Origin of the sequence: Nocardioides solisilvae (assembly GCF_003194625.1) — a bacterium.
GTDB classification, from domain to species: domain Bacteria; phylum Actinomycetota; class Actinomycetes; order Propionibacteriales; family Nocardioidaceae; genus Nocardioides; species Nocardioides solisilvae.
Genome location: NZ_QHKX01000001.1, coordinates 309,887 through 332,850 on the forward strand (window position 1 = coordinate 309,887; position 22,964 = coordinate 332,850).

The 22,964-nt window shown below is 74.1% G+C and carries 23 protein-coding genes and 1 tRNA gene; 6 read left to right on the forward strand and 18 right to left on the reverse strand.

Annotation, left to right across the window (positions count from 1 at the left end; translation table 11 throughout):
* The first annotated feature begins 15 nt into the window (after positions 1-15).
* Together DNK53_RS01510 and DNK53_RS01515 are read left to right on the forward strand one after the other, a co-directional pair.
* Positions 16-501 (forward strand): DUF1360 domain-containing protein, encoded by a 486-nt coding sequence (locus tag DNK53_RS01510; protein WP_110180541.1) that lies wholly within the window; start codon positions 16-18, stop codon positions 499-501.
* Between the two features lie 128 nt (positions 502-629).
* Positions 630-1,337 carry a hypothetical protein gene (locus DNK53_RS01515; protein ID WP_110180542.1) on the forward strand — a complete coding sequence of 236 codons (708 nt, stop codon included), beginning with the start codon at positions 630-632 and terminating at the stop codon, positions 1,335-1,337.
* Here DNK53_RS01515 and DNK53_RS17920 read toward each other — a convergent pair.
* Positions 1,334-2,227 carry a GntT/GntP/DsdX family permease gene (locus tag DNK53_RS17920; protein WP_275425732.1) on the reverse strand — a complete coding sequence of 298 codons (894 nt, stop codon included), beginning with the start codon at positions 2,225-2,227 and terminating at the stop codon, positions 1,334-1,336. The genes DNK53_RS01515 and DNK53_RS17920 overlap by 4 nt on opposite strands.
* Positions 2,113-2,691: a GntT/GntP/DsdX family permease gene (locus DNK53_RS18270; RefSeq protein ID WP_275425733.1), complete on the reverse strand. Its 579-nt coding sequence runs from the start codon at positions 2,689-2,691 to the stop codon at positions 2,113-2,115. The genes DNK53_RS17920 and DNK53_RS18270 overlap by 115 nt, the downstream gene beginning before the upstream one ends.
* 61 nt (positions 2,692-2,752) lie before the next feature.
* Between DNK53_RS18270 and DNK53_RS01525 the strand changes: the two genes are divergently transcribed.
* Positions 2,753-3,304, forward strand: a complete 552-nt coding sequence (locus tag DNK53_RS01525) for a hypothetical protein (protein ID WP_110180543.1) — start codon at positions 2,753-2,755, stop codon at positions 3,302-3,304.
* Positions 3,305-3,402: 98 nt separating this feature from the next.
* Positions 3,403-3,639, forward strand: coding sequence for a Prokaryotic metallothionein (locus DNK53_RS01530; protein ID WP_110180544.1), 237 nt, complete (start codon positions 3,403-3,405; stop codon positions 3,637-3,639).
* Between the two features lie 6 nt (positions 3,640-3,645).
* Here DNK53_RS01530 and DNK53_RS01535 read toward each other — a convergent pair whose 3' ends face one another.
* The 3 genes from DNK53_RS01535 to DNK53_RS17925 form a co-directional block, all read right to left on the reverse strand.
* Positions 3,646-5,136, reverse strand: coding sequence for a DUF222 domain-containing protein (locus DNK53_RS01535; protein ID WP_162599705.1), 1,491 nt, complete (start codon positions 5,134-5,136; stop codon positions 3,646-3,648).
* 85 nt (positions 5,137-5,221) lie between these two features.
* The gene (locus DNK53_RS01540) at positions 5,222-5,683 is read right to left on the reverse strand and encodes a LuxR C-terminal-related transcriptional regulator (RefSeq protein WP_239456373.1); all 462 of its coding nucleotides are present in this window, start codon (positions 5,681-5,683) and stop codon (positions 5,222-5,224) included.
* Positions 5,596-6,708 carry a sensor histidine kinase gene (locus DNK53_RS17925; protein WP_110180547.1) on the reverse strand — a complete coding sequence of 371 codons (1,113 nt, stop codon included), beginning with the start codon at positions 6,706-6,708 and terminating at the stop codon, positions 5,596-5,598. Before DNK53_RS17925 ends, DNK53_RS01540 begins: the two co-directional genes overlap by 88 nt.
* Before the next feature lie 143 nt (positions 6,709-6,851).
* On the opposite strand from DNK53_RS17925, the gene DNK53_RS01550 reads away from it, so the two are divergent.
* Entirely contained in the window at positions 6,852-7,469 is a 618-nt protein-coding gene (locus tag DNK53_RS01550) for a hypothetical protein (RefSeq protein ID WP_110180548.1), read from the forward strand.
* Between the two features lie 4 nt (positions 7,470-7,473).
* On the opposite strand, the gene DNK53_RS01555 is transcribed toward DNK53_RS01550, so the two are convergent.
* The 4 genes from DNK53_RS01555 to DNK53_RS01570 form a co-directional block, all read right to left on the reverse strand.
* A complete protein-coding gene (locus tag DNK53_RS01555; RefSeq protein WP_204163702.1) occupies positions 7,474-8,823 on the reverse strand; it encodes a wax ester/triacylglycerol synthase family O-acyltransferase in 1,350 nt (449 codons plus the stop codon).
* Positions 8,820-10,901 (reverse strand): dehydrogenase, encoded by a 2,082-nt coding sequence (locus DNK53_RS01560; protein WP_110180549.1) that lies wholly within the window; start codon positions 10,899-10,901, stop codon positions 8,820-8,822. The genes DNK53_RS01555 and DNK53_RS01560 overlap by 4 nt, the downstream gene beginning before the upstream one ends.
* Before the next feature lie 10 nt (positions 10,902-10,911).
* Entirely contained in the window at positions 10,912-12,000 is a 1,089-nt protein-coding gene (locus DNK53_RS01565; protein ID WP_239456313.1) for an SDR family oxidoreductase, read from the reverse strand.
* Between the two features lie 71 nt (positions 12,001-12,071).
* Positions 12,072-12,584 carry a PepSY domain-containing protein gene (locus DNK53_RS01570; protein WP_110180550.1) on the reverse strand — a complete coding sequence of 171 codons (513 nt, stop codon included), beginning with the start codon at positions 12,582-12,584 and terminating at the stop codon, positions 12,072-12,074.
* Between the two features lie 169 nt (positions 12,585-12,753).
* Here DNK53_RS01570 and DNK53_RS01575 point away from each other — a divergent pair, with 169 nt between their 5' ends.
* Positions 12,754-13,338, forward strand: coding sequence for a hypothetical protein (locus tag DNK53_RS01575; RefSeq protein WP_110180551.1), 585 nt, complete (start codon positions 12,754-12,756; stop codon positions 13,336-13,338).
* 458 nt (positions 13,339-13,796) lie between these two features.
* Here the strand turns inward: DNK53_RS01575 and DNK53_RS01585 are convergent, their stop codons facing one another.
* The 9 genes from DNK53_RS01585 to DNK53_RS01625 all read right to left on the reverse strand — a co-directional run bounded on the left by DNK53_RS01585 (position 13,797) and on the right by DNK53_RS01625 (position 22,945).
* Positions 13,797-13,985: a hypothetical protein gene (locus DNK53_RS01585; RefSeq protein WP_110180553.1), complete on the reverse strand. Its 189-nt coding sequence runs from the start codon at positions 13,983-13,985 to the stop codon at positions 13,797-13,799.
* A gap of 113 nt (positions 13,986-14,098) precedes the next feature.
* Positions 14,099-14,413 (reverse strand): hypothetical protein, encoded by a 315-nt coding sequence (locus DNK53_RS01590; protein WP_110180554.1) that lies wholly within the window; start codon positions 14,411-14,413, stop codon positions 14,099-14,101.
* An 82-nt stretch (positions 14,414-14,495) separates the two neighbouring features.
* Positions 14,496-14,568: transfer RNA gene (locus tag DNK53_RS01595), tRNA-Thr, on the reverse strand.
* 118 nt (positions 14,569-14,686) lie between these two features.
* Positions 14,687-16,969 (reverse strand): arylsulfatase, encoded by a 2,283-nt coding sequence (locus DNK53_RS01600; RefSeq protein WP_110180555.1) that lies wholly within the window; start codon positions 16,967-16,969, stop codon positions 14,687-14,689.
* Positions 16,966-17,964: a formylglycine-generating enzyme family protein gene (locus DNK53_RS01605; RefSeq protein ID WP_110180556.1), complete on the reverse strand. Its 999-nt coding sequence runs from the start codon at positions 17,962-17,964 to the stop codon at positions 16,966-16,968. Before DNK53_RS01605 ends, DNK53_RS01600 begins: the two co-directional genes overlap by 4 nt.
* The gene (locus DNK53_RS01610; protein WP_239456314.1) at positions 17,961-19,619 is read right to left on the reverse strand and encodes a dipeptide ABC transporter ATP-binding protein; all 1,659 of its coding nucleotides are present in this window, start codon (positions 19,617-19,619) and stop codon (positions 17,961-17,963) included. Before DNK53_RS01610 ends, DNK53_RS01605 begins: the two co-directional genes overlap by 4 nt.
* A complete protein-coding gene (locus tag DNK53_RS01615; protein WP_110180558.1) occupies positions 19,612-20,415 on the reverse strand; it encodes an ABC transporter permease in 804 nt (267 codons plus the stop codon). Before DNK53_RS01615 ends, DNK53_RS01610 begins: the two co-directional genes overlap by 8 nt.
* Positions 20,412-21,371 carry an ABC transporter permease gene (locus tag DNK53_RS01620; protein ID WP_110180559.1) on the reverse strand — a complete coding sequence of 320 codons (960 nt, stop codon included), beginning with the start codon at positions 21,369-21,371 and terminating at the stop codon, positions 20,412-20,414. Before DNK53_RS01620 ends, DNK53_RS01615 begins: the two co-directional genes overlap by 4 nt.
* Positions 21,371-22,945, reverse strand: a complete 1,575-nt coding sequence (locus DNK53_RS01625) for an ABC transporter substrate-binding protein (protein WP_110180560.1) — start codon at positions 22,943-22,945, stop codon at positions 21,371-21,373. The genes DNK53_RS01620 and DNK53_RS01625 overlap by 1 nt, the downstream gene beginning before the upstream one ends.
* Positions 22,946-22,964: the final 19 nt, after the last annotated feature.

Genomic DNA, 22,964 nt, shown 5'->3' on the forward strand with positions numbered 1-22,964 from the left:
GGGTACGCGCCCCCCATGCTGGCCACCACGCACGCCTACGACCCCGACGGCGAGGTCAACCTCGCCGGCTTCGCCGGGAGCATGCTCTCCTACGCCACGCTGGTGGGCCTCGTGGCCGCGGTGGCGCGCGCTCGCCCCGGCACGGTCCCGGAGCGGTACGACGTCCGCGACCTGGTCCTGGGCGGGGTCGCCGCCCACAAGCTCACGCGCCTCCTGTCGAAGTCGTCGGTGGCGAGCCCGCTGCGGGCGCCCTTCGTCACCTTCGAGGAGCCGGCGGGGTCGGGCGAGCACGTCGAGCGCCCGCGCGACGACGGGCACGTCCGGCACACGGTCGGGGAGCTGCTGACGTGCCCGTTCTGCCTGGGCGTCTGGGTGAGCACGGCGTACGTCGCGGGGCTGACCTTCGCCCCGCGCGCGAGCCGGGCTGGCGCGGCGGTGATGGTGGTCGTCTCGCTGTCGGACTTCCTCCAGCACGCCTACGCGCGGGTGCGTTCGGACTGAGGCACGCGGTTCCACTTTGCGGATTCCCGCCCACTGGGCGGGCCGGACAGGCTTCACTGTGCACCAGCCCAGTGCACACGAGCCCATGGGGGGACTCGACGCACCCGACCGAGGACGCCACTGCCGCCATGACCGAGACACCGCCGCCCAGCTGGAGGGACGTCGCCAACGGCCGCTTCGAGGTCGACCCGAAGCCGCTGCCGACCTACGACGACGAGCCGGTCACCCAGCCCCTCGCCGCAGCCCCCGCCGCCGCCCCGGTCCCGGCACCGGACCAGGAGGCCCACGGGGGCTCCGGTCGCACCGTGGCCGCGGTCCTCGTGACCGCGCTGGTCGCGGGCGGCGCCGGCTTCGCGGTGGGCACCCTCGACCCGCTCGGCCTGCAGGACGACGACTCCGACCTGCGCGCCGCCGAGCTGAGCTCCCGCGACGCCGACCTGGCCGGGCGCGAGCAGGCCCTCACCGAGGAGCAGCAGGAGCTGGCCAAGGCGCAGCGCAAGCTGCGCAAGCGCGAGCGCAAGGCCACGGCGCGGGCCAAGGCCCTGGACGGACGGGCGGCCGCCGTGCAGGCCGCCGAGCAGGCGCTCGCGGAGCAGGAGGCCCTGGCCGACAGCGTCGTCGGCGACGGCGTCTTCGAGGTCGGCGTCGACGTGGCCCCCGGCACCTGGACGTCCTCGGGCGGCAGCGACAGCTGCACCTGGGTGGTGCGGACGGCGGAGGACGGCGGCGACGTCGTCACCGAGGAGTCCGTCGCCGGCGGCGCCGCGGCCGAGGTGACCCTGGCCGACGACCTCTTCTTCGAGACCTCGGGCTGCGGCGACTGGTCGCTCGGCTAGGCGAAGAGCGAGACCACCAGCACCAGCGGGAGCGAGACCAGGGACGCCACCGAGGTGGCGACCGTCAGGGTCTTGAGCGTGCCCTGGGTCGAGAGGCCGAGCAGCCCCTTGAACATCCAGAAGAAGTTGCTGTTGACCTGGAGCGCGAACATCGCGCCTGAGGCGATCGCGAGCCCGACCGCCACCGGGGCCACCTCGAGCTGGCCGAGGATCGGGGCGATGATCCCCGCCGCCGCGATCGCCGCGACCGAGACCGACCCGATCGCCAGGTGGAGCAGGGCCGCGACGAACCAGGCGAGCAGGATCGTCGCCACGACCGGGGCGCCGGTGTCGGCGGAGAAGAGGTCCGCCAGCACGTCGCCCAGGTCGGTCGCGCCGATCACCGCGCCCAGCGAGCCGCCGACGCCGGTGATCAGCAGGATCTCGCCGGTCGTGTGGAACCCCTCCTCCATCGCCCGCCGGGTGGGGCCGGTGCCGAGCGTCGCCCGCGAGAGCACGTAGGCGGCGACGAGGCCGACGAAGAGCGCGAGGACGGCGTTGCCCAGGAAGGCGATCAGCGGCGTCGAGAAGTCGAACAGGTCGGCGAAGGCGCCGAAGGCGATCATGACCAGCGGCACCAGGATCGGCAGCAGCAGCACCAGCAGCGGCAGCTGGCGCCGGGTGGCGACGTGCTCGGCGTGGTCGGCCTCCGCCTCGGCCTCCGCCTCGTCGAGCTCCTCGGCGCCCTCCTCGTCGGCGTCGGGCTTCCAGTAGCGGCTGCGCAGCAGCAGGCGCATCAGCCACGTGGTGACCAGCGCGGTGACCGGACCGAGCACGATGCCGTAGACCAGCCACAGGCCGAGCGAGACGTCGAGCAGCCCGGCGATCGAGATCGCCGCCAGGCCCGGGATGACGAAGACGTAGCCGGCGAAGATGCCCGCCCCAGCGCGGAGGCGAAGAGCGGCAGGCCGTGCGGCCCGAGCCGCGGGGCGGCCGAGCGGGCGACCGGCGCGGCGAGCACGACCTGGACGTCGACGTAGATCGACGGCAGCACCGTCGAGAGCATCGCCGACAGCGCGTAGGGCAGGCGGGTGGCCCCGACGACGCGGACCAGCACCGCGACCAGCCGGCGGAACGCGCCCGCCTGCTGCAGCAGCGACCCGATCAGCACGCCGAACCCGATGAGCAGGCCGACCTCGGCCATGATCTCGCCGAAGCCGGTCGCGACCGCCTCCACCGTGCCCTGCAGCCCGACCCCGCCCGCGAGGCCGAGGTAGAGGGAGGCGACGATCAGGGAGATCACCGGGTCGACCTTGAACCGGATGATGAGACCGATCGCGAGGACGATCGCGACGGCGGTGTGGAGGGCGATCATGCTCCCCCGTGCCCCGGGAGGGCGCGGGGGATGCGACGACACGGGGAACGAGGGGGACGACGTGCGGCTGGACGAGATCGACGTGGAACCGGCGCTGCGCGAGCGCCTGGCGGCCGGCGGGCACACCACGCAGGTGTGGCCCGTCCTGGACAACGGGAGACCCGGCGTCCTGCAGGTCCGCGACGGCGCGCTCGTCGTCTTCACCGGGCGGGGCGACCACGTCTTCCGGTGGTCCGAGACCTACCGCGTGCGAGCCGAGGCCGACTGGGTGGGGGTCCTCGCTGCGGATGCCCCGGTCCTGCGCCGCTTCGGACTGGTCTCCTCCGCCCACGGCACGCAGATCCTCGAGGCCGTGGGACGGGCCGGCGGTCCGCTGGCCGAACCCGAGCCGAGCCCGGGAGCGCGGGCGCGGAACGCGCTCGGACTCTCCCTCCTCGGCGGGTTCCTCCTCCAGCTCGCCGCCGTCCTCGTGCTGGCGGTCTCCCCCACGCCCTCGGGCCAGCTGTTCGGCGTGCTGGTCGGCGCCGCCGGCGGCCTGCTGCTGCTCCTCGGCGTCATCGGTTGGGGCGTCGTGCTCGGGTTGAGGGTCGCGCGCGACGAAGGGTCAGCCTGACGAGGTGCTGCCGCGCGGCTCGGGCTGGGGTGACACCAGGCCTCGGCGGGTACGGGTCGGGGTCCAGAGCGTGTCCGTCCAGCGACGAGGAGAGTGCCATGGCTGCCTGCGAGGTCTGCGGCAACGACTACGACAAGAGCTTCGAGGTGACGGCCGCGGGCCAGACCCACACCTTCGACAGCTTCGAGTGCGCGATCCACCTGATGGCGCCCATCTGCGAGCACTGCGGCTGCAAGGTGATCGGCCACGGCACCGAGGTCGACGGTCACTTCTACTGCTGCGCGCACTGCGCCCGGCACGCTCACGAGGGATCGACCGTCGCCGATCGGGAGTGAAGCCCGTCAGCCTGCCAGGAGGCGGAGGAAGCGTTCCTCACGCGGGCTGTGGGTGAGGCGGTTCGGGCCGGTGTCGGGTGGTACGCGTGGGTGCTGGTCGAGGTGGCGTGTGCCGGTGTGGTCGACGAGGTAAAGGGTGCCGTGGGGGTCGCGCCAGAGGTAGATGCCGGGGAAGGGTTGGTGGACGTCCCAGTCGCCGTGGGTCTTGATCCGGTGGTGGAAGCGGGTCAGGGGGCTGTAGTTCCCGATGCGTGACTGGCCCGGTGTGCCTGGGTCGAAGGGGATGGTGTGGTCCAGGTCGTGGGCGTCGGGGTCGGTGTTGGTGGCGAAGGGGAAGACGTCGGCGGGGGTGAGGACCTGCACCGCGCGGCGGTGGGAGTCGGGGACCTCGTAGGAGTCGACCGGGGCCTGGCCCTCGATGCCCTGGACGGGGCGGATGGTGAACGCGGCGTCGCCGAGCCACCGGCGGACCCAGTCGGCGGTGACCGGGCCGACGCCGGGCAGGCGGAGGATCCCGGTGCCGGGCTCGTCGCAGGCACACGCCGGGGCGTAGGTGTGGACGATCAGGGTGACCTGGGGCAGCACCCTGGCCCAGTCGATGACCGGCTTGGCGCCGGTGCGCGCAGGTTCGTCGTGTGCCTGACCCTGTCCCGACTCTTCCTCCTCGGGCGTGGCGGGGGCTGGGGGGTCGGCGGGGCGGTCCTTCCACTGGGTGAAGGCGGTGACGAGCTCGGTGGCGAGGTGGGGGTTGGCCAGGACCGCGAGCGCCTTGACCCGGCGGTGGTCGACCGGGTCGGGGTCGCCCAGGGCGGCGAGGATGTCGGCGATCCAGGCGACCCGGGCGTCCAGCACGGCGATGATCGCGGCGGGGCCGCGGACGTAGAACCCGCGCATCCCGTGCTCGGTCGACCGGGTGCGCTTGGCGAACTGGTCGGTGGCGGCCCGGCGCTCCCGCTCGGCGGTGGCCTCGGGGTCGGCGGCCGCGACCGCGGCCTCGACCAGGGTCTCGAACCGGGACCAGGGGATCCGCCCGTCGGCGGACTCGACGACCCGAGAGTCGACGTAGCCGGCCTGGTCGGGGGTCAGGTCGCGGGTGCGGCGGGCCACGTGGCGGGCGTAGGAGGCACGGACCTCCAGGGCCTGCACCCGGGCCCACAACCGCGGGAGCCGGATCAGCAGGTCCAGCGCGTCACCGATCAGCGAGGCACCGGCGTACGGGCTGATCCCGAGCCGGGCGGCCAGGTCGGCGCAGCAGAACTCCGCAACCCGCGGGGTGCCCAGCCCGCCGTAGCGGCGGGCCCGCTCCCGCCCCGGGAGCCGGGACGCGGCCGGGTCGAGGGTCTCGGGGTTGTTGAGCACCGCGTGCTGGACCGCGATCCGCAGCTCGTGGACCTCCAGCTCACGGCGGGCCCGCGACACCTGGGCGGCGTGGTCGAGCAGCCGCGCCTGCGACAGCTCCTCCAGCACCACACGCGTGGCCGCACCCCCGAGATCCATGACCCCAGTCAAGCCGTCACCACCGACAATCCTGCCCCGCACAGCGCCTCCGTCCCGGACAGTGGATGCACGTGCGAAAAAGTCGTCAGTCGACCACTCCGAGGTCGTAGCCGGCGATCACCAGCTGCACCCTGTCCCGCACGGCGAGCTTCTCGAGCAGCCTGCCGACGTGCGTCTTCACCGTGCTCTCGCTGAGGTGCAGCTCCGCGCAGATCTCGCCGTTCGTCGCGCCGCGGGCGACCAGCGCGAGGACCTCGACCTCCCGCGCCGTGAGCCGCCCGAACGCCGCCAGCCGCGCGGGCGACGGCTGTCGGCCGAGCTGGCGGTCGACGAGGCGACGGGTGACGCTCGTCGACAGCTGGAGCTCGCCGGCGTGGACGGCCAGCACCGACTCCACCAGTCGGTGCCGCGGCAGGTCCTTGAGCAGGAAACCGCTGGCCCCGGCGCGGAGGGCGGCCGTCACCAGCTCGTCCTCGTCGAAGGTGGTGAGCACGACGACCCGGGTGGGGGCCGGTCGGTCGGCGAGCAGCTGACGGGTCGCCTCGATCCCGTCCCGGGCGCCGTCACAATCGGCCCACCGTCGCGACGGGGTCGAGGGAGGCGGTGGCCGTCGGTCACCCGCTCCCCGGAGGCGACCGGGCCCGGGTCCCGCACCTCGAGGTCGACCCGGTCGGGCCGGCACGCGAGGGTCACCCGCGCGGAGCTGGCGCCGCTGTGCTTCACGACGTTGGTCAAGGCCTCCCGGACGACCCGGAAGAGGTCGCGCGAGAGCGCCTCGGGCACCGTCCCGGGGTCGCCGACCAGGTCGACGGCGACGTCGAGACCGGAGTCGGTGAGGACGCCGGCGAGCACCGGCAGCTCAGCCAGGGTGCCGCCTCCCGACCCCTCCCCCGGCGACCGCAGCACCCGCAGCGTCGACCGCAGGTCGGCCAGGCCTCGCCGGCCGGCGTCGCCCACGCGTCGTACGGCGGCACGCGCGGCCTCCGGGTCGTCGGGCAGCGCCGCCACGGCAACCTCCGACTGCACCACCGTGACCATCAGCGTGTGCGCGACCGAGTCGTGCAGGTCCCGGGAGAGCCGCATCCGCTCTGTGGCCACGGCGAGCCGCACCGAGGCGTCCCGCTCCCGGGCCAGCGCCTCGTTGAGCCGACGCAGGTCCTCGGCCTGGGTCGCCAGCACGTGGACGACGCGCCCGGCACCGGTCGCCGCCGCCACGTAGAAGGAGGGGATCAGCGCCTCCCCCGGGGTCTCCACCAGGTCGGCCAAGGTCGCCGCGACGATGCCCACCAGCAACAGCGCGGCTCCGCCGCACACCCGCCCCCAGCCGGTCGCCCACCGCCCGGCCACCCAGGCCGCAGTGAGCACCGCGACGAACGAGCCGAAGTGCAGGCCCCCGCCGACCGCCACCTGGACCTGCAGCGCCAGCGCCACCGTGGCGGCGACCGCCACCGGCCACCGACGCCGCACCGCCAGCGGCAGCGCGAGCGCCAGCGCCAGGTCGGGGTCGGCCGCGGCCGACCCGCCCGGGAGGGTCTCGCCCGTGGCATGACCTGAGCCTAGGGCCGACGGCACCCTGACGGCTCGTACCGCGGTACCACGCACGGCGTACCGCGGGCGGAGCGGATCGGGACCGTCGGGCGGTGCCAGGGGCCCGGCGTGGGCGGCAGGCTCGCAGCACCACCCGACGCAGCACCCACCGCACCCAGGAGACCGCCGTGACTCAGCTTGCCCCGACCACGACCCCGGCCCACCTGCCCGACGACGACCTGGTCCGCGGCGCCGGCCAGGCCTCGCTCGCGGGTGGACTGCTGGGCGCCGCCTCCCTCGTCGGTGTCCTGGTCGGTGAGACCACGCAGGGCGCCGACTTCATGGCGACCGGCGCCGCCGAGCTCGCGGGGTGGGCCGGCTTCGCCTCGGCCTGCCTGCTGCTGCTCGGGCTGGTCGGCCTCGCCGTGCGGCACGGTACGGCGCTCGGCCGAGGCGGGCGCGCCGCGCTGGCGGTCGCCGTCCTCGCCGGGAGCGTCGTCACAGCGTCGGCCAGCACCCTGGCGCTGATGGTGCCCGACCTGGCGGTCCGCGCCCCCGAGGTGACCACCGACCCGCCCGTCGCCGTCCCTGCCTCGTTCATCCTCGGCGGACTGGTGCTCGGCGTCGCGGGGCTCGTGCTGGCGAACCGGTTTCGCCGCGCGGCCGTGGCACCGCGCTGGAGCACCACCCTGTTCTCCGTGGCCTCGGTGGTGGCGATCCTGCCGCTGCCGTCGCGCTACTTCCTGCTGGCGCTCGCCGTCGGCGCCGTGCTCGTGGCGACGGCCCGCGAGGAGACCGGGGCCTGAGGCCTCACGTGTCGCCTGGTCCCTCCCCCGCCACGACGGCCTCGGTCAGGGCGTCGAGCTCCTCGTCGAAGGCCGCCACCAGCAGCTCGGGCGTCGGGACCACCCGGGCGTCGACCTTGAAGCCGATCCGCACGGTCCCGGCGTAGCTGTAGATGCAGACGCCGAGTGTCTGGCGCCCCGACCCCGGGACCCAGCCGAGCACTCCCGCCACCTTGCGGCCGGCGAGGTAGCGGGGCTCCCGCGGGCCGGCGACGTTGGTCGTGACCCCGACCGCCTTGGCCGCGAAGAAGTCGACGAAGGGCCGCTCGATCGCGTGCAGGTAGCCGATGCCCTCCGCCACCGCCGAGGTGATCACGCTCTCCGGGGAGTGCTTGATGCTGGTCATCCGGCGGTTCACCTCGCGAAGCCGCTCGAGCGGCTCCAGCTCCCCGGTGGGGAGGTGGAGCAGGACCAGCGCGAACTTGTTGCCCAGCTCCCGGGGCAGCGGCCGGTCCAGCGGCCGCAGGTTCACCGGGACCATGGTGGTCAGGTGCTCCACCACCTGCCCCCGGGTGTCCAGGTAGCGCGCCAGCGCGCCCGAGAGGGCGGCGACCAGGACGTCGTTCACCGTCGCGTCGGTCGCACGGCTGATCCGCTTGACCTCGTCGATCCCCCGCGGCTGCGACCACGTGAGTCGCTTGGCAGGCCCGGGCTTCCCGTTGAGCACCGAGCGCGGCAGCGCGTCGAGGAGCACCTTCTGCGCCACCTGGACGCTCCGCACCCCGAGCACCGGGAGACCGGGCAGGGACAGCACGCCGCGCACCGCACCCGACAGCAGGGAGGGCCGCTCGCCGCCCGGCCGCCCGGGCTCCGGTGCCGGCTCCGGCGCGGGCGCGTCGGGGTCCGGGTCGGTGAGGGTCATCATCACCTGCGCCAGCGCGATCCCGTCGGCCATCGCGTGGTGGAAGCGGCTGAGCACCACCGAGCCGCCCCGGTAGCCGTCGACGAACCACATCTCCCACAGCGGCCGGTCCCGGTCGAGCGGGCGACTCACCTTCTTCTCCAGGAAGGCCTGGAGCCGGGCGTCGTCCCCCGGCGCCCGCAGCCGCGCGTGGTGCACGTGCCGGCTCAGCCGGAAGTCGGGGTCGTCCTCCCACGAGGGCAGAACCCACGGCCAGGACGACTCCACGGGGCGCTGCCGGAAGACCGGGTAGGTGGCGACGAGGCGCTCCTCCAGCACCTTGCGCACCTCGGCCCAGTCGAGCGGCTCGTCGGTCCACATGATCGCGTCGATCACCATGAGCTGGCTGTCGAGGTCGGCGCCGAGCCACATGGCGTCGGCACCGCTCATCTGGCGGCGGTTCCCGTTGCTCACCGGACCTCCTCCCGCACCGGCCGCACCGGCCGCACCGACCGCGCCGCCAGCGCCCGCTCCCGGATCCCGGCGACGTCCTCGTCGCTGTAGACGCCGTTCACCCCCGAGATCGTCGCCAGCCGCATCCCGTGCTTGAGGCCCAGCCGGTAGATCTCCTTCACCTTCGGCCACTCGATCTGGCGCCCCACGGTGAAGGTCTCGTAGCGGCCCTCCAGAGCCAGCACGATCGTCTCCGCGAGGCAGGCGTAGACGACGTTCTTCGGCAGCCCGATGTCGCGCATCCGCACGTCACCCGGGAGCTCGATCTCCCCCGACTCCACCACCAGCACGTCGGGCCGCTTGGCGACGTCCTCGGCGGAGAGGTCGAGCGGGCGGGCGACGTCGGTGATCACGCAGCCCGGCTTGACCGCCATGATGTCGAGGACCCGCTTGCCCGCGCCCGAGGTGGCGGTGACGACGAGGTCCATCTCGGGGAGCGCCTCGTCGGGGGTCGCGGCGACGTGGACCACCGCCCCGGGCGTCTCGCGCTCGATGTCGCGCTTGAGCGCGAGCAGCTTGGCCGACTCGGGCGAGACCAGCCACAGCTCCGCGCTGGCCACCGCGAGCAGCCGGGCGCAGACCGACCCGATGGCCCCGGTCGCCCCCACCACCATCGCCTTGCCGTGGAGCCGCCCCTGCTCGTCGACCTCGGCGAGGCCGAGCCGCCGCAACGCGTCGTGCGCGGCCCACAGCGCCCCCGAGGCGCTGTAGCTGTTGCCGGTGGTGACCGGCAGCGGTGCCTTCTTGGCAACCGTGACGCCGGCGTCGCCGACGACCTTGGTGAAGGCCCCCAGGCCCATCACCTGGGCGCCCAACTTGCGGGCGGTCTCGGCGGCTCGCAGCAGGCGCGAGTAGGTGAACTCGGGGCTGTGCGCGAGCAGCTCCTTGGGGGTGCCGCCGACGGTGATCAGCCACCCCTCCGCCTCGTCGCCGGTCGGCGAGACGATCCCGGTCACGTGGCTGTAGGTGAAGGGCGGGACGTACGCCGCCGCCTTCTCCACGACGTCCATCACCGGCGACGGCGCCACCTTGGCGATGGTCGCGAGCGGCTCCACGTTGGCCAGGTACTCCTGGGAGAGCGGGTGGATGACGAAGGCGAACCGGCTGCGCCGCTTCCGGCCGTTCGGGTAGAGGAGCCGCGGCTCGAGCCCCGCGGAGACGATCATCTCGAGCAGGTCGTCGTCGGTCAGCGCCCCGCTGGCCGAGCGGTGCACCGCCGCGTGCATGAGCGCCTCGAGGACGGCGGCGGTGACGGTCACCCGGAACGGCTGCGGCACCACGTCGACGACGAGGTCGACGCCGCGGTCGCCGAGGTCGGCGAGCCGCTCGGGCGAGATCGCCGAGCTGAGCAGGGTCTTGGCGGCGAGGTCCTCGAGGCCGAAGCCCTCGAGCTCGTCGTACGTCGCCACCACCACGTCGGCGTCCCGGGCGGCACGCCGGGCGAGGGTGCGCGACAGGAGGCTCCCCGGCATCCGCACCTGCGACTTCACCGGACCGGGCAGCAGGCGCAGGGGCAGCAGCGTGGCGTCGGCGGCGGCGTGCAGCAGGGGGTTGCGCTCCAGCCGCTCGGGGACGCCGAAGCGGAGCAGCGGGTCGGCGAACTCGATGTTGTCGGTGAACTCCCGCAGCACCCGGGCCGCCCGGTCCTGCCGGTGGCCGCTGAGCACCACGGTGCGGGCGTTGCTGAAGAAGCCCGGCATCTCGGCGTCGACGAACCGGACCGCCCACTCCTGGAGCACGTCGAGCAGACCGCGGCCGTCGGTCACCGGGACCTCGTCGGTCGCGGCCATGACCTGGTCCACGGCGCGCTGGTCGCCGTCGTACAGGCCGGCGACCCGCGCCTCCCGGAGGCCGGTGACAGCGATGGCGGCGGCGGAGCCGGCCCAGCGGCGCACGAGCCGCTCGGCGGCCTCGACGTCGCCGCTGACCCCGATCCGCTTGATCCGGTAGCGGTGGTGCAGGAAGGTGACGACCTCGTCGTAGTCGCGGTCGGGCCCGAGCAGGCTGACGTTGAGGACCAGGGGCGGGCGGTGCTTCATGGCTGGCCTCCTAGACCATCGCCGCGGCGGTGTGCTCGGGGTGGCCCCGCATGTAGTCGAGGAGCCGACCGGCGTAGTCGGGGAAGCGCGGGCACGCGACGCCCGTCCCGCGCAGGTCGGCGGTCGCGTGGGCAGTGCCGTACGTCGTGGGCGAGGCGAGGTAGTCCACCGACTCGGCCGGCGCGCCCAGGAGCGCCCCGACGCCGGGGAGGCCGACCACCGTGCGGGTGAGCCCCTGCGGCAGCGGCACCCACAGCACCCGACGGTCAAGGTGGCGGGCGAAGGTGTCGACCAGCTCGCGGACCGACGGCGGGTCGGGGTCGGTGAGAGCGTAGGTGCGACCGCGCGAGCGGTCCAGCAGCGAGAGGGCGTCCATCGCGTCGACGACGAAGTCGCGGGGCACGAGCCCGAAGCGGACGAGGTCGGGGTCGGCCACCCGCGGCATCAGGGCGAGCGGCCCCTGGCGGCGCAGCATCGTCGCCACGAAGTAGGGGCCGTCGTACTTCTGCGTCTCCCCCGTGCGCGAGTCGCCCACCACGATGCCGGGGCGGTAGACCGTGGCCGGGAGGCCGCCCTCCATCGCCCCGCGGACCAGCACCTCGGCGGCGTGCTTGGTCTCCTCGTAGTGGTTGCGGAACTCCTGCCCCTCCTCGAGGTGCTCCTCGGTGAACTCGCCGGCGAAGCTGCCGCTCACGTAGCAGGTGCTGACGTGCTGGAGGCGGCGCAGCGCGGGCAGCTCGTGGCAGAGCTCCAGGACCCGCGCCGTGCCCTCGACGTTGACGCGGCGGGCCACCTCCTCGGGGACCGACAGGTCGTAGACCGCGGCGAGGTGCCACACCTCGGCGAGCTGCTCGAGGCCGGCGCGGTCGTCCCTGGACAGGCCGAGGCCGGGCTCCGTGAGGTCGCCGGCCACCAACGAGACGCGGCCGAGCACCTCGGGGTGCTCGGCCTCGATCTCGGCAAGCCGCTGGCGGGCCAGGGGCAGGTGGCGCTCCTGCACCAGGCAGGTGGCGTCCTCCCCGGGGCGCCGGGCCAGCAGGCGCGGCAGGAGGGCGGATCCGAGGAAGCCGGGGAACCCGGTCATCAGCAGGGCAGCCATGGGCCGTCTCCTTCGACAAGTGCCCCTCCCCTCCCGGGAGGGGCACTTCCGACCCTAGACCCGCCGGGGGGTCAGCGGTCCGTCTCCTTGCTCACAACCTCGAAGGAGTCGTCGAGGTCGACGTCGACCTCCGAGCCGTCCTCGGCGCGGACCTCGACCTCGTAGGCGACGCCCCGGTCGTCGCTGGCCTCGACGTCGGTCACGGTGCCGCCGCCGACCGCCGCCAGCGCGGCGCGCTCGGCGTCGGCCCGCTCGGCGTCGGTGAGCACCCGGTCGTCGCTGTCGTCGCTGTCGTCGGTCTCCTGGCGGACCACGCCGAGGTCGTCGTCGAGGTCGACGTCGACCTCCGAGCCGTCCTCGGCGCGGACCTCGACCTCGTAGGCGACGCCCCGGTCGTCGCTGGTCTCGACGTCGGTGACGGTGCCGCCGCCGACGGCCTCGAGGGCGGCGGCGGAGACGCGGTCGCGCTCGTCGCCGCCCAGCCGGTCGTCGCCGCTGGTGGCGGCCCAGGCGACGCCGCCGGCCCCGAGCAGGGCGACGACGGCGACGGCGGGGACGAGGACGCGGGTCTTGGCGCTGGGCATGGGGGGAACCTCTCGATCGGTGTGTCTGGGGTGTGCTTGTGCGGACGAGTCTGCGACGGGGTCGCTGAAGGCTCGCTGAACGTCGCTGAAGGCGCGTTCAGGGCGCAGGTCACGCTGCGCGATCCGCGGAGAAGCAACCCCGACGGCTACCCGGCGGTACCTTGGAGGAATGAGCCCCACCGTCTCTGCGCAGCAGAGCCTCCCCGATGCCGACCACGACGAGATGGTCATGGAGGACGTCGCCGAGCCCGAGAAGATCTGGGCGGAGGCAGCGCGGACCGTGCTGCTCGAGGTCGCCGGCCGCTACAACGCCGTGACCACGTCGAAGGAGCTCGCCGCCGCCGTGCAGGAGCGCACCGGCGTCGTCACCGACCGGGCCGCGCACTACTGGGTGGGCGAGGTGCTGGCCCTGGTCGCGGAGGAGTGCCACGACCTCGAGGAGCCGCTGCTCCCCTCGCTCTGCGTCAACCCGCAGGGGGCCGTCGTGCCGGCGTACGCGCGGGTGCTGCGCGACATCCGCGGCGAGACCCCGGAGGACGTCGACAAGCAGGCAGCCGACGAGCGCCTCGCCCTCTACCGGCGCCACGACGCGACGGGCCTGCCCGCCGACGGCGGCCACGCCGAGCTCACTCCCCGGCTCGCGGCCTCTCGGGCGCGGGACCGGAAGAACCGGCTGGCCGAGCGGGTCCTGCCGGTGTGCCCGACCTGCTACCAGGAGCTCGCGTCGACGGGCGTGTGCGACCACTGCGACTGAGCGCTCGCAGGCCCAGCGCCACCATCAGCCAGGTCCAGGGCGCCCACAGCACGCCGCCGACGCCGTCGAGGACGGGCCAGTACCCGTACGACGGCCCCTGGCCGACCCGCAGCGCCGACCACGCGGCGAGCGACCCGAGGACCCCGGACGCGACGACCGCCACCGGGACCAGCCAGCCCGACCGACCCCGTCGGAGCAGCGCCGGCAGCGACAGGAGCAGCACGGCCGCCGCGGCGGCGTACCCGCCCGCCGACATCCGGTAGTCGTCGGCGTCGGGCGAGCCGCCGAACTGGAACCAGAGGGCGCCGTAGCCGACGACGATCCCGTTGAGCAGGGTGAACCAGACCGCGAGGGTCCAGCCGGCCGTGCCCCAGGCGTGGAGGCGAGGTGAGGTCATGCGGCGATCCTGCGCCCCCGCCCCGGGGCGGCGGATCCGCCGGCGTACTCAGCCGGGGGCGTCAGGCCCGGGCGCCCGTCCGCTCGTAGTGCTGCTTGTTGGCGAGCATCGCGCCGAACGCGACCGCGACGAGGACGACCAGCTGGAGGCCGACCCGGATGTTCCCCTCACCGAGGGCGAACCAGGCGCCGCCGCCGAAGAGGGTGGCGAGGACGGTGAGGGCGGGGTGGATGAGGGTGTGCGGGGACATCGGCCGTGCTCCTGGTGCGGGGGGAGGGGTGCTCTCCCAGCGTGCGTCAGGAACCCGGGGGTTGTCCGGGGTTTCCGACAGGCGGGACGTTCCGCCCGACAGGATGACACGACTCAGCGGGCGTCGCGTCGCTCCTGCAGCCGGGCCTGCGCCGCCGGGAGGTAGGACAGGCACGGGGCCTCGGCGCCGGGGTGCTTGGCGGTGAGGTGGAGGATCCACCGATCCATCGCCGCCATGTAGCCGTTGTCCTCGCCCGGACGACGCGTGCTCCAGGCGCGGGTGCCCGTCCCGGGCCGCGGCACCTCGCACTCGGTGCAGGTGATCTTGTAGGCGAACGAGTCGTCCGGGCTCACGTCGATGCGGACCTCGGCCAGCGGTCCGGCCTCGGCGCTGGCCTTCCTCTGGCGGGCGGAGCGGCTGGCGGGCACGGGGACCTCGTTCGTGGGGTGGGACGGGTGGACGCACGAAGGCCCCCGACCCGCATCGCAGCGGGTCAGGGGCCTTGACGTGAGCCGCCTGTCGGAATCGAACCGACGACCTAATCATTACGAGTGATTCGCTCTACCGACTGAGCTAAGGCGGCGTGCTGCCCGGGCGAGCCCACGAGGAGCGTGACCGGACAACCCGGGGAAGTATACGGACACCACCCCTCAGCGCGCGAAATGGTCCGCCCCTCACCCGCGCGAGCAGGCGTCCACGACTCAGTGGGCGACGAGCGCCGCCTTCAGCTCCTCGGCCCCGCCGAGCGGCTCGTGGTCGTCGCCGGCGACGAGGGTGACGTCGACGATCCGGCCGGTCCAGGGGAAGCCGCGGCGGCCGTGCGGGGCGGTGCCGTAGTCGTCGGTCACGGGGGTGCCGCGGTCGATCCCGACGTCGAGGGTCTGGTCCATCGAGAAGAAGGTCGAGATGGTCCGCTCGATCCGCCCCGACCCGACCTCGCGCCCGTCGAGCAGCAGGGTGAGCTCGCCGCCGCGGCCGGCGCCGCCGCCGTCGTAGGCGAACCGCGCCTGCACGACGTGCGGCCCCTCCCCCACGGGCGCCTGGGAGCGGACGATCGTCTCCTCCGCCCCGAGCCACGCGTAGGCGAAGGTGAGGAAGCCGTCGCGCACGTAGAACGACCACCCGGCGAAGCTGCTCCCCTGCGCCACGAGGACGCCCTCCGCCTTGCCGGCGCGCGGCCCGGCATCGGCGATCCGCGCGGTCACCGACCAGGAGCCGTTCTTGAACGGCGGCACGGCGTCCTCGCGCAGCCGGCCGGCCCCGGCGCGCAGGGTGAGCCGGCGCGGCGGCGCCGGTCGGCGGCTGACCCCGTCCGCGGTGCCACCGGGCAGCACCACCCCGTGGCGCCGCGCCTCGGCGTGGAAGAGCTCCTGGAGCTCGGCCAGCCGCTCGGGGTGCCGGGCCGCGAGGTCGCGCGCCTGCGTCCAGTCGGTGGTGGTGTCGTAGAGCTCCCAGGTGTCGTCGTCGAGCGACGTCGCGGGTGCGCCGAGCAGCCACGGCGACCGGTGCTTGGCCACCGCGGTCCATCCCTCGTGGTAGATCCCGCGGTTGCCGAGCATCTCGAAGTACTGCGTGGTGTGCCGCTCGGGCGCGTCGGCGTCGTTGAACGAGTAGGCGAAGGAGACGCCGTCCACCGGGTCCTGCGCCACCCCCTCGACGGTCTCGGGGTGCGGCACCCCGGTCACCTCGAGGATGGTCGGGAAGACGTCGACCACGTGGTGCCACTGGTCGCGGACACCCCCGCGGTCCGCGATCCCGGCCGGCCAGTGGACGATCAGCCCGTTGCGGGTGCCGCCGTAGTGGGAGGCGACCTGCTTGGTCCACTGGTACGGCGTGTCCATCGCCACCGCCCACCCCGCCGGGTAGTGGACGTAGGCATCCGGCCCGCCGACCAGGTCGAGCTGCTCGGCGATCCGCCCGGCGGTGTCCTCGACGCCGTTGAACCGCATCGTCTCATTGAGCGTGCCCTCCAGGCCGCCCTCCGCGGAGGCCCCGTTGTCGCCCAGGACGTAGAGGACGACGGTGTTCTCCAGGTCGCCGGCGGCGCGCAGGGCGTCGACGAGCCGCTGCACCTGCGCGTCGGTGTGCTCGGCGAACGCGGCGTAGGTCTCCATCAACCGCTCGGCGACGAGCCGCTGGGTCTCGTCGAGCTCGTCCCAGTGCGGCACCCCGGGAGTCCAGGGCGCCAGCTCGGCGTCGGGCGGCACGACGCCGAGCTCCTTCTGCCGTTCGAGGGTCAGCTCGCGCTGCCGGTCCCAGCCGTGGGCGAACTCGCCGCGGTGGCGGCCCCGCCACTCCTCCGGCAGCTGGAACGGCGCGTGCGTGGCACCGAAGGCCAGGTAGGTGAACCACGGCTTGCCGCCCCCGTGGGAGCGGACGTCGTCGATCCAGTCGATCGCCCGGTCCACGAGGTCCTCCGACAGGTGGTAGCCCTCGGCTGCGGTCCGCGGCGGGTCGACGAACGTCGTCCCCTCGACGAGGGTGGGCTCGAACTGGCTCGCCTCGCCGCCGAGGAAGCCGTAGAAGCGGTCGAACCCCTCGCGCGTCGGCCACCGGTCGAACGGCCCCGCCGGGGTCTGCTCCCAGGTCGGCGTCTGGTGCCACTTGCCGAAGGCAGCGGTGGCGTAGCCGCTGCCCCGCAGCGCCTGGGCGAGCGTGCCGGCGCTCGGCGGCCGCGTGGCGTCGTACCCGGGGGTGCCGCTGCTGATCTCGACGACCGTGCCCATCCCGACGGCGTGGTGGTTGCGGCCGGTCATCAGGGCCGCACGGGTCGGCGAGCAGAGCGCGGTGGTGTGGAAGCGCGAGTAGCGCAGGCCCTCGGCCGCGAGCTGGTCGGCGGCGGGCATCGGGCACGGCCCGCCGAACGCCGAGGAGGCCCCGAAGCCCATGTCGTCGAGCAGCACGAGCAGGACGTTCGGCGGGGCCTCGACGGCGGGACGGGGCTGGTGGCGGGACTGGTGGCGGGACTGGTGGGCGCTGGTCATCTCGGTTCCTTCGTGGGGGCGGGTCGGGCGGCGGGGATGGGGTCGTCGTTGGCGCAGCGGAAGCCGACGTTGGCCGAGGCCGAGTCGGGGGTGCTGCTGGAGCGGGCCGCCACGCGGTAGCGGCGGCAGTAGGAGTCGTGGCAGAGGTAGGAGCCGCCGCGCATGACGCGCTGCTCCCCGGAGCGCGGACCCCGCGGGTCCGCCACGGGGAGGTCGGCGGCGAGCGCGCGGTCGGCGTACTCGGTCGGCGAGAACCAGTCGGCGCACCACTCCCACACGTTGCCGACGGTGTTCCACAGCCCGTGGCCGTTGGGCCGGTAGGAGCGGACCGGCGCGGTGGTGGGGTGGCCGTCCTCCGCGGTGTTGTGGAGCGGGAAGTCACCCTGGAAGATGTTGAGCCGCCAGGCGCCCCGCTCGGTGGGCTCGTCGCCCCAGGGGAACCGGGCGCCGACCAGCCCGCCGCGGGCGGCGTGCTCCCACTCGGCCTCGGTGGGGAGCCGCTTGCCGGCCCAGCGGCAGTAGGCGTCGGCGTCCCGCCAGGTCACGTGGACGACAGGGTGGTGCGGCAGCTGGTCGACCGACGAGAGGGGCCCGGCGGGGTGGCGCCAGTCCGCGCCGCGCACCGCCCACCACCACGGCAGCCCGACCACGGGGTGCAGGACGTCGCGCGGGTGGGCCCGGACGGCCAGGTGGAAGACCGGCGAGACGCCGAGCTCCTCGGCCTCGGTGACGTGGCCGGTCTCCCGGACGAACCGCGCGAAGGCCTGGTTGGTCACCGCCGTCTCGTCCATCCAGTACGGCGCCAGGGCCACCGCGTGGACCGGCTGCTCGCCGTCGGCGGGGTCGCCCTCGCCGAACGTGTCACCCATGGCGACGGTGCCGCCCGGGATCCGCACCTGCCCCTTGCGGACAGCCGCCCCGGGGGACGGCCGGTAGGCGTCCGCCACGGCCGCGCCGCCGGACGCCGGAGCGCCCCCGCCGGCGCAGCAGCTCACGACGCCACCTCGACGAGCGGGGCCGGCTCCCGCCGGGCGGCGGGGTCGGGCACGGGGACGGCGGCGAGCAGCCGCGCCGTGTACTCGTGCTGCGGGCGGGAGAAGACGTCGGCGACCAGGCCGGACTCGACGACCTCGCCGCGGCGCAGCACGGCGACCTCGTCGGCGACCTGGTGGACCACGGCCAGGTCGTGGCTGATGAAGACGCAGGCGAAGCCCAGCTCCTGCTGCAGCGACCGGAAGAGGGCGAGCACGTCGGCCTGGACCGAGACGTCCAGCGCGCTCGTCGGCTCGTCGGCGACCAGCAGCGTCGGCCGGAGCACGAGCGCCCGGGCCAGGGCGATCCGCTGCCGCTGGCCGCCCGACAGCGCCCGGGGCCGTCGGTCGGCGACGTCGGCGGGCAGCCGCACCGCCTCCAGCAGCTCGAGCACCCTCGCCCGGCGCTCGGCCGGGGTGCCGACGCCGTGGATGTCGAGCGGCTCCCGGATGCTCGCTCCGACGGTCATCCGCGGGTCCAGCGACGCCTCCGGGTCCTGGTGGACGAAGGCCAGGTCGCGGCGCAGCTCGCGGCGGCGCCGGGCGCCGACGGAGAAGAGGTCCTCCCCCGCCACCTCGACGCGGCCCGCGGCGAGCGGGACGAGCCCGGCGGTGAGCCGGCCCAGGGTGGTCTTCCCGGAGCCGGACTCGCCGACGAGCCCCAGCACCCGTCCGGGCGCCAGCTCGAGGCTGACGCCGTTGACGGCGGGGAACGCCCGACCCCTGCGTGAGGAGCCGTAGCGGACGTGGACGTCGCTGAAACGGAGGGCGGGGGTTCCTGCCTGCTCCGGCACGCCGCGCAGGGGGGCCGCCGGGACGTCGTCCGGCGTCGGGAGGCGGAGCACCGAGGCGAGGAGCTGGCGGGTGTACGGGTACTGCGGCGCGGCGAAGAGCGTGCGGGTGTCGCCCTCCTCCACCACGTCGCCCTGCTGCAGCACCACGACCCGGTCGGCGATCTCGGCGACCACGCCCATGTTGTGGGTGATCAGCAGGATGCTCGTGCCGGTCCGGTCCCGGATCCGCCGGAGCAGGGCGAGGATCTCGGCCTGCACGGTCACGTCGAGCGCGGTGGTCGGCTCGTCGGCGAGCAGCAGCTCGGGCTCTCCGGCCAGCGCGAGCGCGAGGACGACGCGCTGCTTCTGGCCGCCGGAGAGCTGGTGGGGGTAGTGGTCGAGCCGCTCCTCGGGGTCGGGGATCTCGACCTGGGAGAGCAGCTCCACCGCGCGGGCGCGGGCCGCGGCGCGACTCACGGGCGCGTGGGCGCGCAGCGCCTCGCGCAGCTGCCAGCCGACGGTCCGCACCGGGTTGAGCGCGGTCTGGGGCTCCTGGAAGACCATCGCGATCCGGCTGCCCCGGAACCGGCTCAGCTCCGCCTCGGGCAGCCCGAGCACCTCCTCGCCGCGGAACCGGATCGAGCCGGAGGCCCGGGCCCCGGGCGGGAGCAGGCCGAGCACCGCCCGGGCGGTCATGGACTTGCCCGACCCCGACTCGCCGACCAGGGCGAGCACCTCGCCCCGCCCCACGCGCAGCGAGACGTCGTTGACCGCGGGACGCGGGTGGGCGAAGGAGATGGCGAGGTGGTCGACGACGAGCAGCGGGTCGGTCACGGGGTCAGTCACGGTGGGCCTCCGACAGGGACTGGGCCAGCAGCAGCAGCCCGAGGACGAGGAGCACGACCACCAGGAGGGGGCCGAGGGAGAGGAACGGCGCGTCGTACATGAGCCGGGTGCCGTCCTTGAGCAGCGAGCCGAGCGACGGGTCCGGCGCCTTGACCCCGATCCCGAGGAAGCTCATGGCCCCCTCGATGAAGACCGCCACCGACATCGACAGCGCCAGCTGGACCGTGAGCGGCTCCAGCGAGTTGGGCAGCACGTGGCGGCGCAGCAGCCACCACGGGCGGGCGCCGACGACCTGCGCGGCCTCGACGTACGGCATCTCCCGCACGGTCCGCAGCGAGGTGCGGACCAGGCGCCCGAAGACGGGCACCTCGATCGCCACGACGACCAGGACGATCGTCGTCGTCCCCGGGCCGATGACGGCGGCCAGGGCGATGGCGAGGATGAGCGTCGGGAAGGCGAGCACCAGGTCGAAGACGCGCTGCGTGAGCACGTCGGTGACCTTCCACCAGCTGGTGACCAGCCCGACCAGCATCCCCAGGGCCGCCCCGGCGGGCACGGCGAGGAAGACGACGAGCAGGTCGACGCGGATGCCGGCGAGCGTGCGGGAGAGGACGTCGCGGTTGACGTCGTCGGTGCCGAGCCAGTGGGCGGCCGACGGGCCGACCAGGTTGGCGCCGGGCACCTGCTGGGTCGGCGAGTACGGCGCCAGGAGGGGCCCGAGGACGCCGAGCAGGACGATGCCGCCCACCAGCACGAGCCCGGCGACCCCCTTCGGGGTGGCGAGCGCGGCCCTCATGCCGCGCCCCCGATCCGGATCCGCGGGTCGAGCCAGGCGTGCACCACGTCGGTCACCAGCTGGGTGACCACGAAGATCGCGACCGAGAGCAGCAGGAGCACCTGGACGACGGGGTAGTCGCGGCCCGAGATCGCCTCCTCGATCAGCCGTCCGAGCCCGGGCCAGGTGAAGATCGCCTCCACCAGCACCGCCCCGCCGAGCAGGGTGCCGAACTGGATGCCCAGCACCGTCACCGCCGAGGGCAGCGCGTTGGGCAGCGCCTGGGTGAGCACGATCCGGCGGTGGCGCACCCCGACCGCGCGGGCGGTGGTGACGTAGGGCTGGCGCAGCTGGGAGCGCAGCGCCTCGGTGAGGAAGCGGGACAGGCCGGCCCAGACCGGGACGGCCAGGCAGGTCGCCGGGAGCAGCAGGTACTGCAGGGCGATGTCGGGGCGGGCGACGAAGCCGTCGGGCGGGGTGCCGCCCGAGGGCAGCACCGGCACCACCACGGCGAAGACCAGCACCAGCAGGAGGCCGGTGGCGAAGGTCGGCATCGCCAGCGCGACGGTGTTGATCCCCGCGAGCAGGGCGTCGAGCCACCGACGCTGCGCGACCACGGCGGTCACCGCGGTGACCAGCGCCAGCGTGACCGCCAGCGCGAGGGCCGTGAGGGTGAGCACCACGGTGTTGACCGCCCCGGCGGCGAGGAGGTCGCTGACCTGCCCGCCGACCACGAACGACCGGCCGAGGTCGAAGGTGAGCACGTCGCCCAGCCAGTCGACGTACTGGGCGAGGAAGGGCTGGTCGAGGCCGAGCTCGGCCCGGATCGCCGCCCGCGCCTCCGGGGAGGCGTCGGGGCCGGCGAGCGTGTCGACCGGGTCGCCGGGGACCAGGCGCATCAGCCAGAAGATCAGCAGCGAGGCCGCGGCCAGGAGGCCGAGCGCGGAGGGCAGCCGCCCCAGGACGTAGCGCAGCATCACTGGTCCTTCCACGCCTCGTCGAGGAGCAGCTCGGTCCGCTTGCTGTAGTCGATGCCGTGCACGGCGCTGGTGCTGACCAGGCGCGGGTAGCTGGTGGTCAGGTCGGTGAGCCAGACGTTGTCGACGATGTGGTCGTTGACGCGGTCGAAGAGCTCCCTGGCCTCCTCCGAGGTCGGGTCCGCGACCTTCCAGGAGGCGTCGGAGTCCGCGAGGTACTCCTCGTCGGTGAAGTTGGACGCGTTGTGCGCGGCGTTGAAGGGGAAGGCGCTGACGGTCAGGGTCGCCGGGGAGTACTGCGCGTAGGTGTGGCCGAAGATCCACAGCCCCTCGAACTGGGCGCCGACGAGCTGCTTGTACATCTGGGCGAACTCGGTGGGCTTCAGCTCCACCTCGATGCCGACCTCCTCGAGGTTGGCCTGGACGATCTGCGCGATCGTCTCGCCCGCCGGCTGGCCGGCGGCGAACTGCAGCGGCAGGACCGGCACGTCCCCCAGCTCGGCGACGAGGGCCTTGGCCTTCGCCACGTCGCGGGCGTACGCCTGGCCCTTCGCCTCGTCGTACGCCGGGGAGGACGGCGACCAGGGCAGGCCGCTGGCCACCGCGGCGCCACGGAAGAGCTCGTCGACGATCCGCTGCCGGTCGACCGCGTAGGCGACGGCCTGGCGGAGCCGGACGTCCTGCAGGTCCTTGTTCTCCAGCTGGAAGCCGATGTACTGCTGCTGGGTGGCGCCCTCGAACGAGTGGACGTCGAACTTCGGGTCCTGCTCGAGGGTCTCGACGTCGCGGGCCGTGACGCCGAGCGCCAGGTCGTACTGACCCGACCGGAGCCCGGCGACCTGCGCCTGGGCGTCGGGGACGACCTGGACGTCGACGGCCTCGAGCTTCGGCGCGCCCTTCCAGTAGTCGTCGTTGCGCTCGAAGGTCATCTTGGAGCCGGGGCTCCAGCCGGTGAACCGGAACGGGCCGGTGCCGTTGTAGGTCTTGGCCTCCTTGAGCTCGTCGTAGGTCTCGGAGTCGATGATCGGGACGATGTCGAGCAGGTCGAGGATGTTGCTCAGCGGGTGCGCGAGCTCGAGCGTGATCTCGTGGGGCTTCGAGGTGTCGAAGCCGGTGACCGCGGCGGCGGTCCGCTGCACCTGCACGGCCCAGGCGGGGTCGGCGAAGGTCTGGATGCTGAACTTCACGTCCTCCGAGGTGAAGGGGCGCCCGTCGTGGAAGGTCACGTCGTCGCGCAGCTGGAGGGTGATCGACCTCCCGTCCTCGGCCACCTCCCAGGAGGTGGCCAGCGAGGGCTGGGCGTCGAGGCTGTCGTGCGGGTACTCCACCAGGGAGTCGTAGACGAGCCCGATGAGCGTGTTGCCGACGTCGCTGGACTGGCCGAACGCGGCGGCGGGGACGTGGTCGGTGGTGGCGGCGACCCGGAGGGTCCCGCCCTCGACGGGGTCGCCGGAGGCGCCGGAGCCCGAGGACTGCTCACCCACGGCGGACGAGCAGCCGGCGAGCAGCAGGACCGACGCGGCGGCCGCGGCGGCGAGCCGGAGGAAGGAGGGGCGGGTGTGCGGTGCGGTCACGGACGTGGCCTTTCTGGTG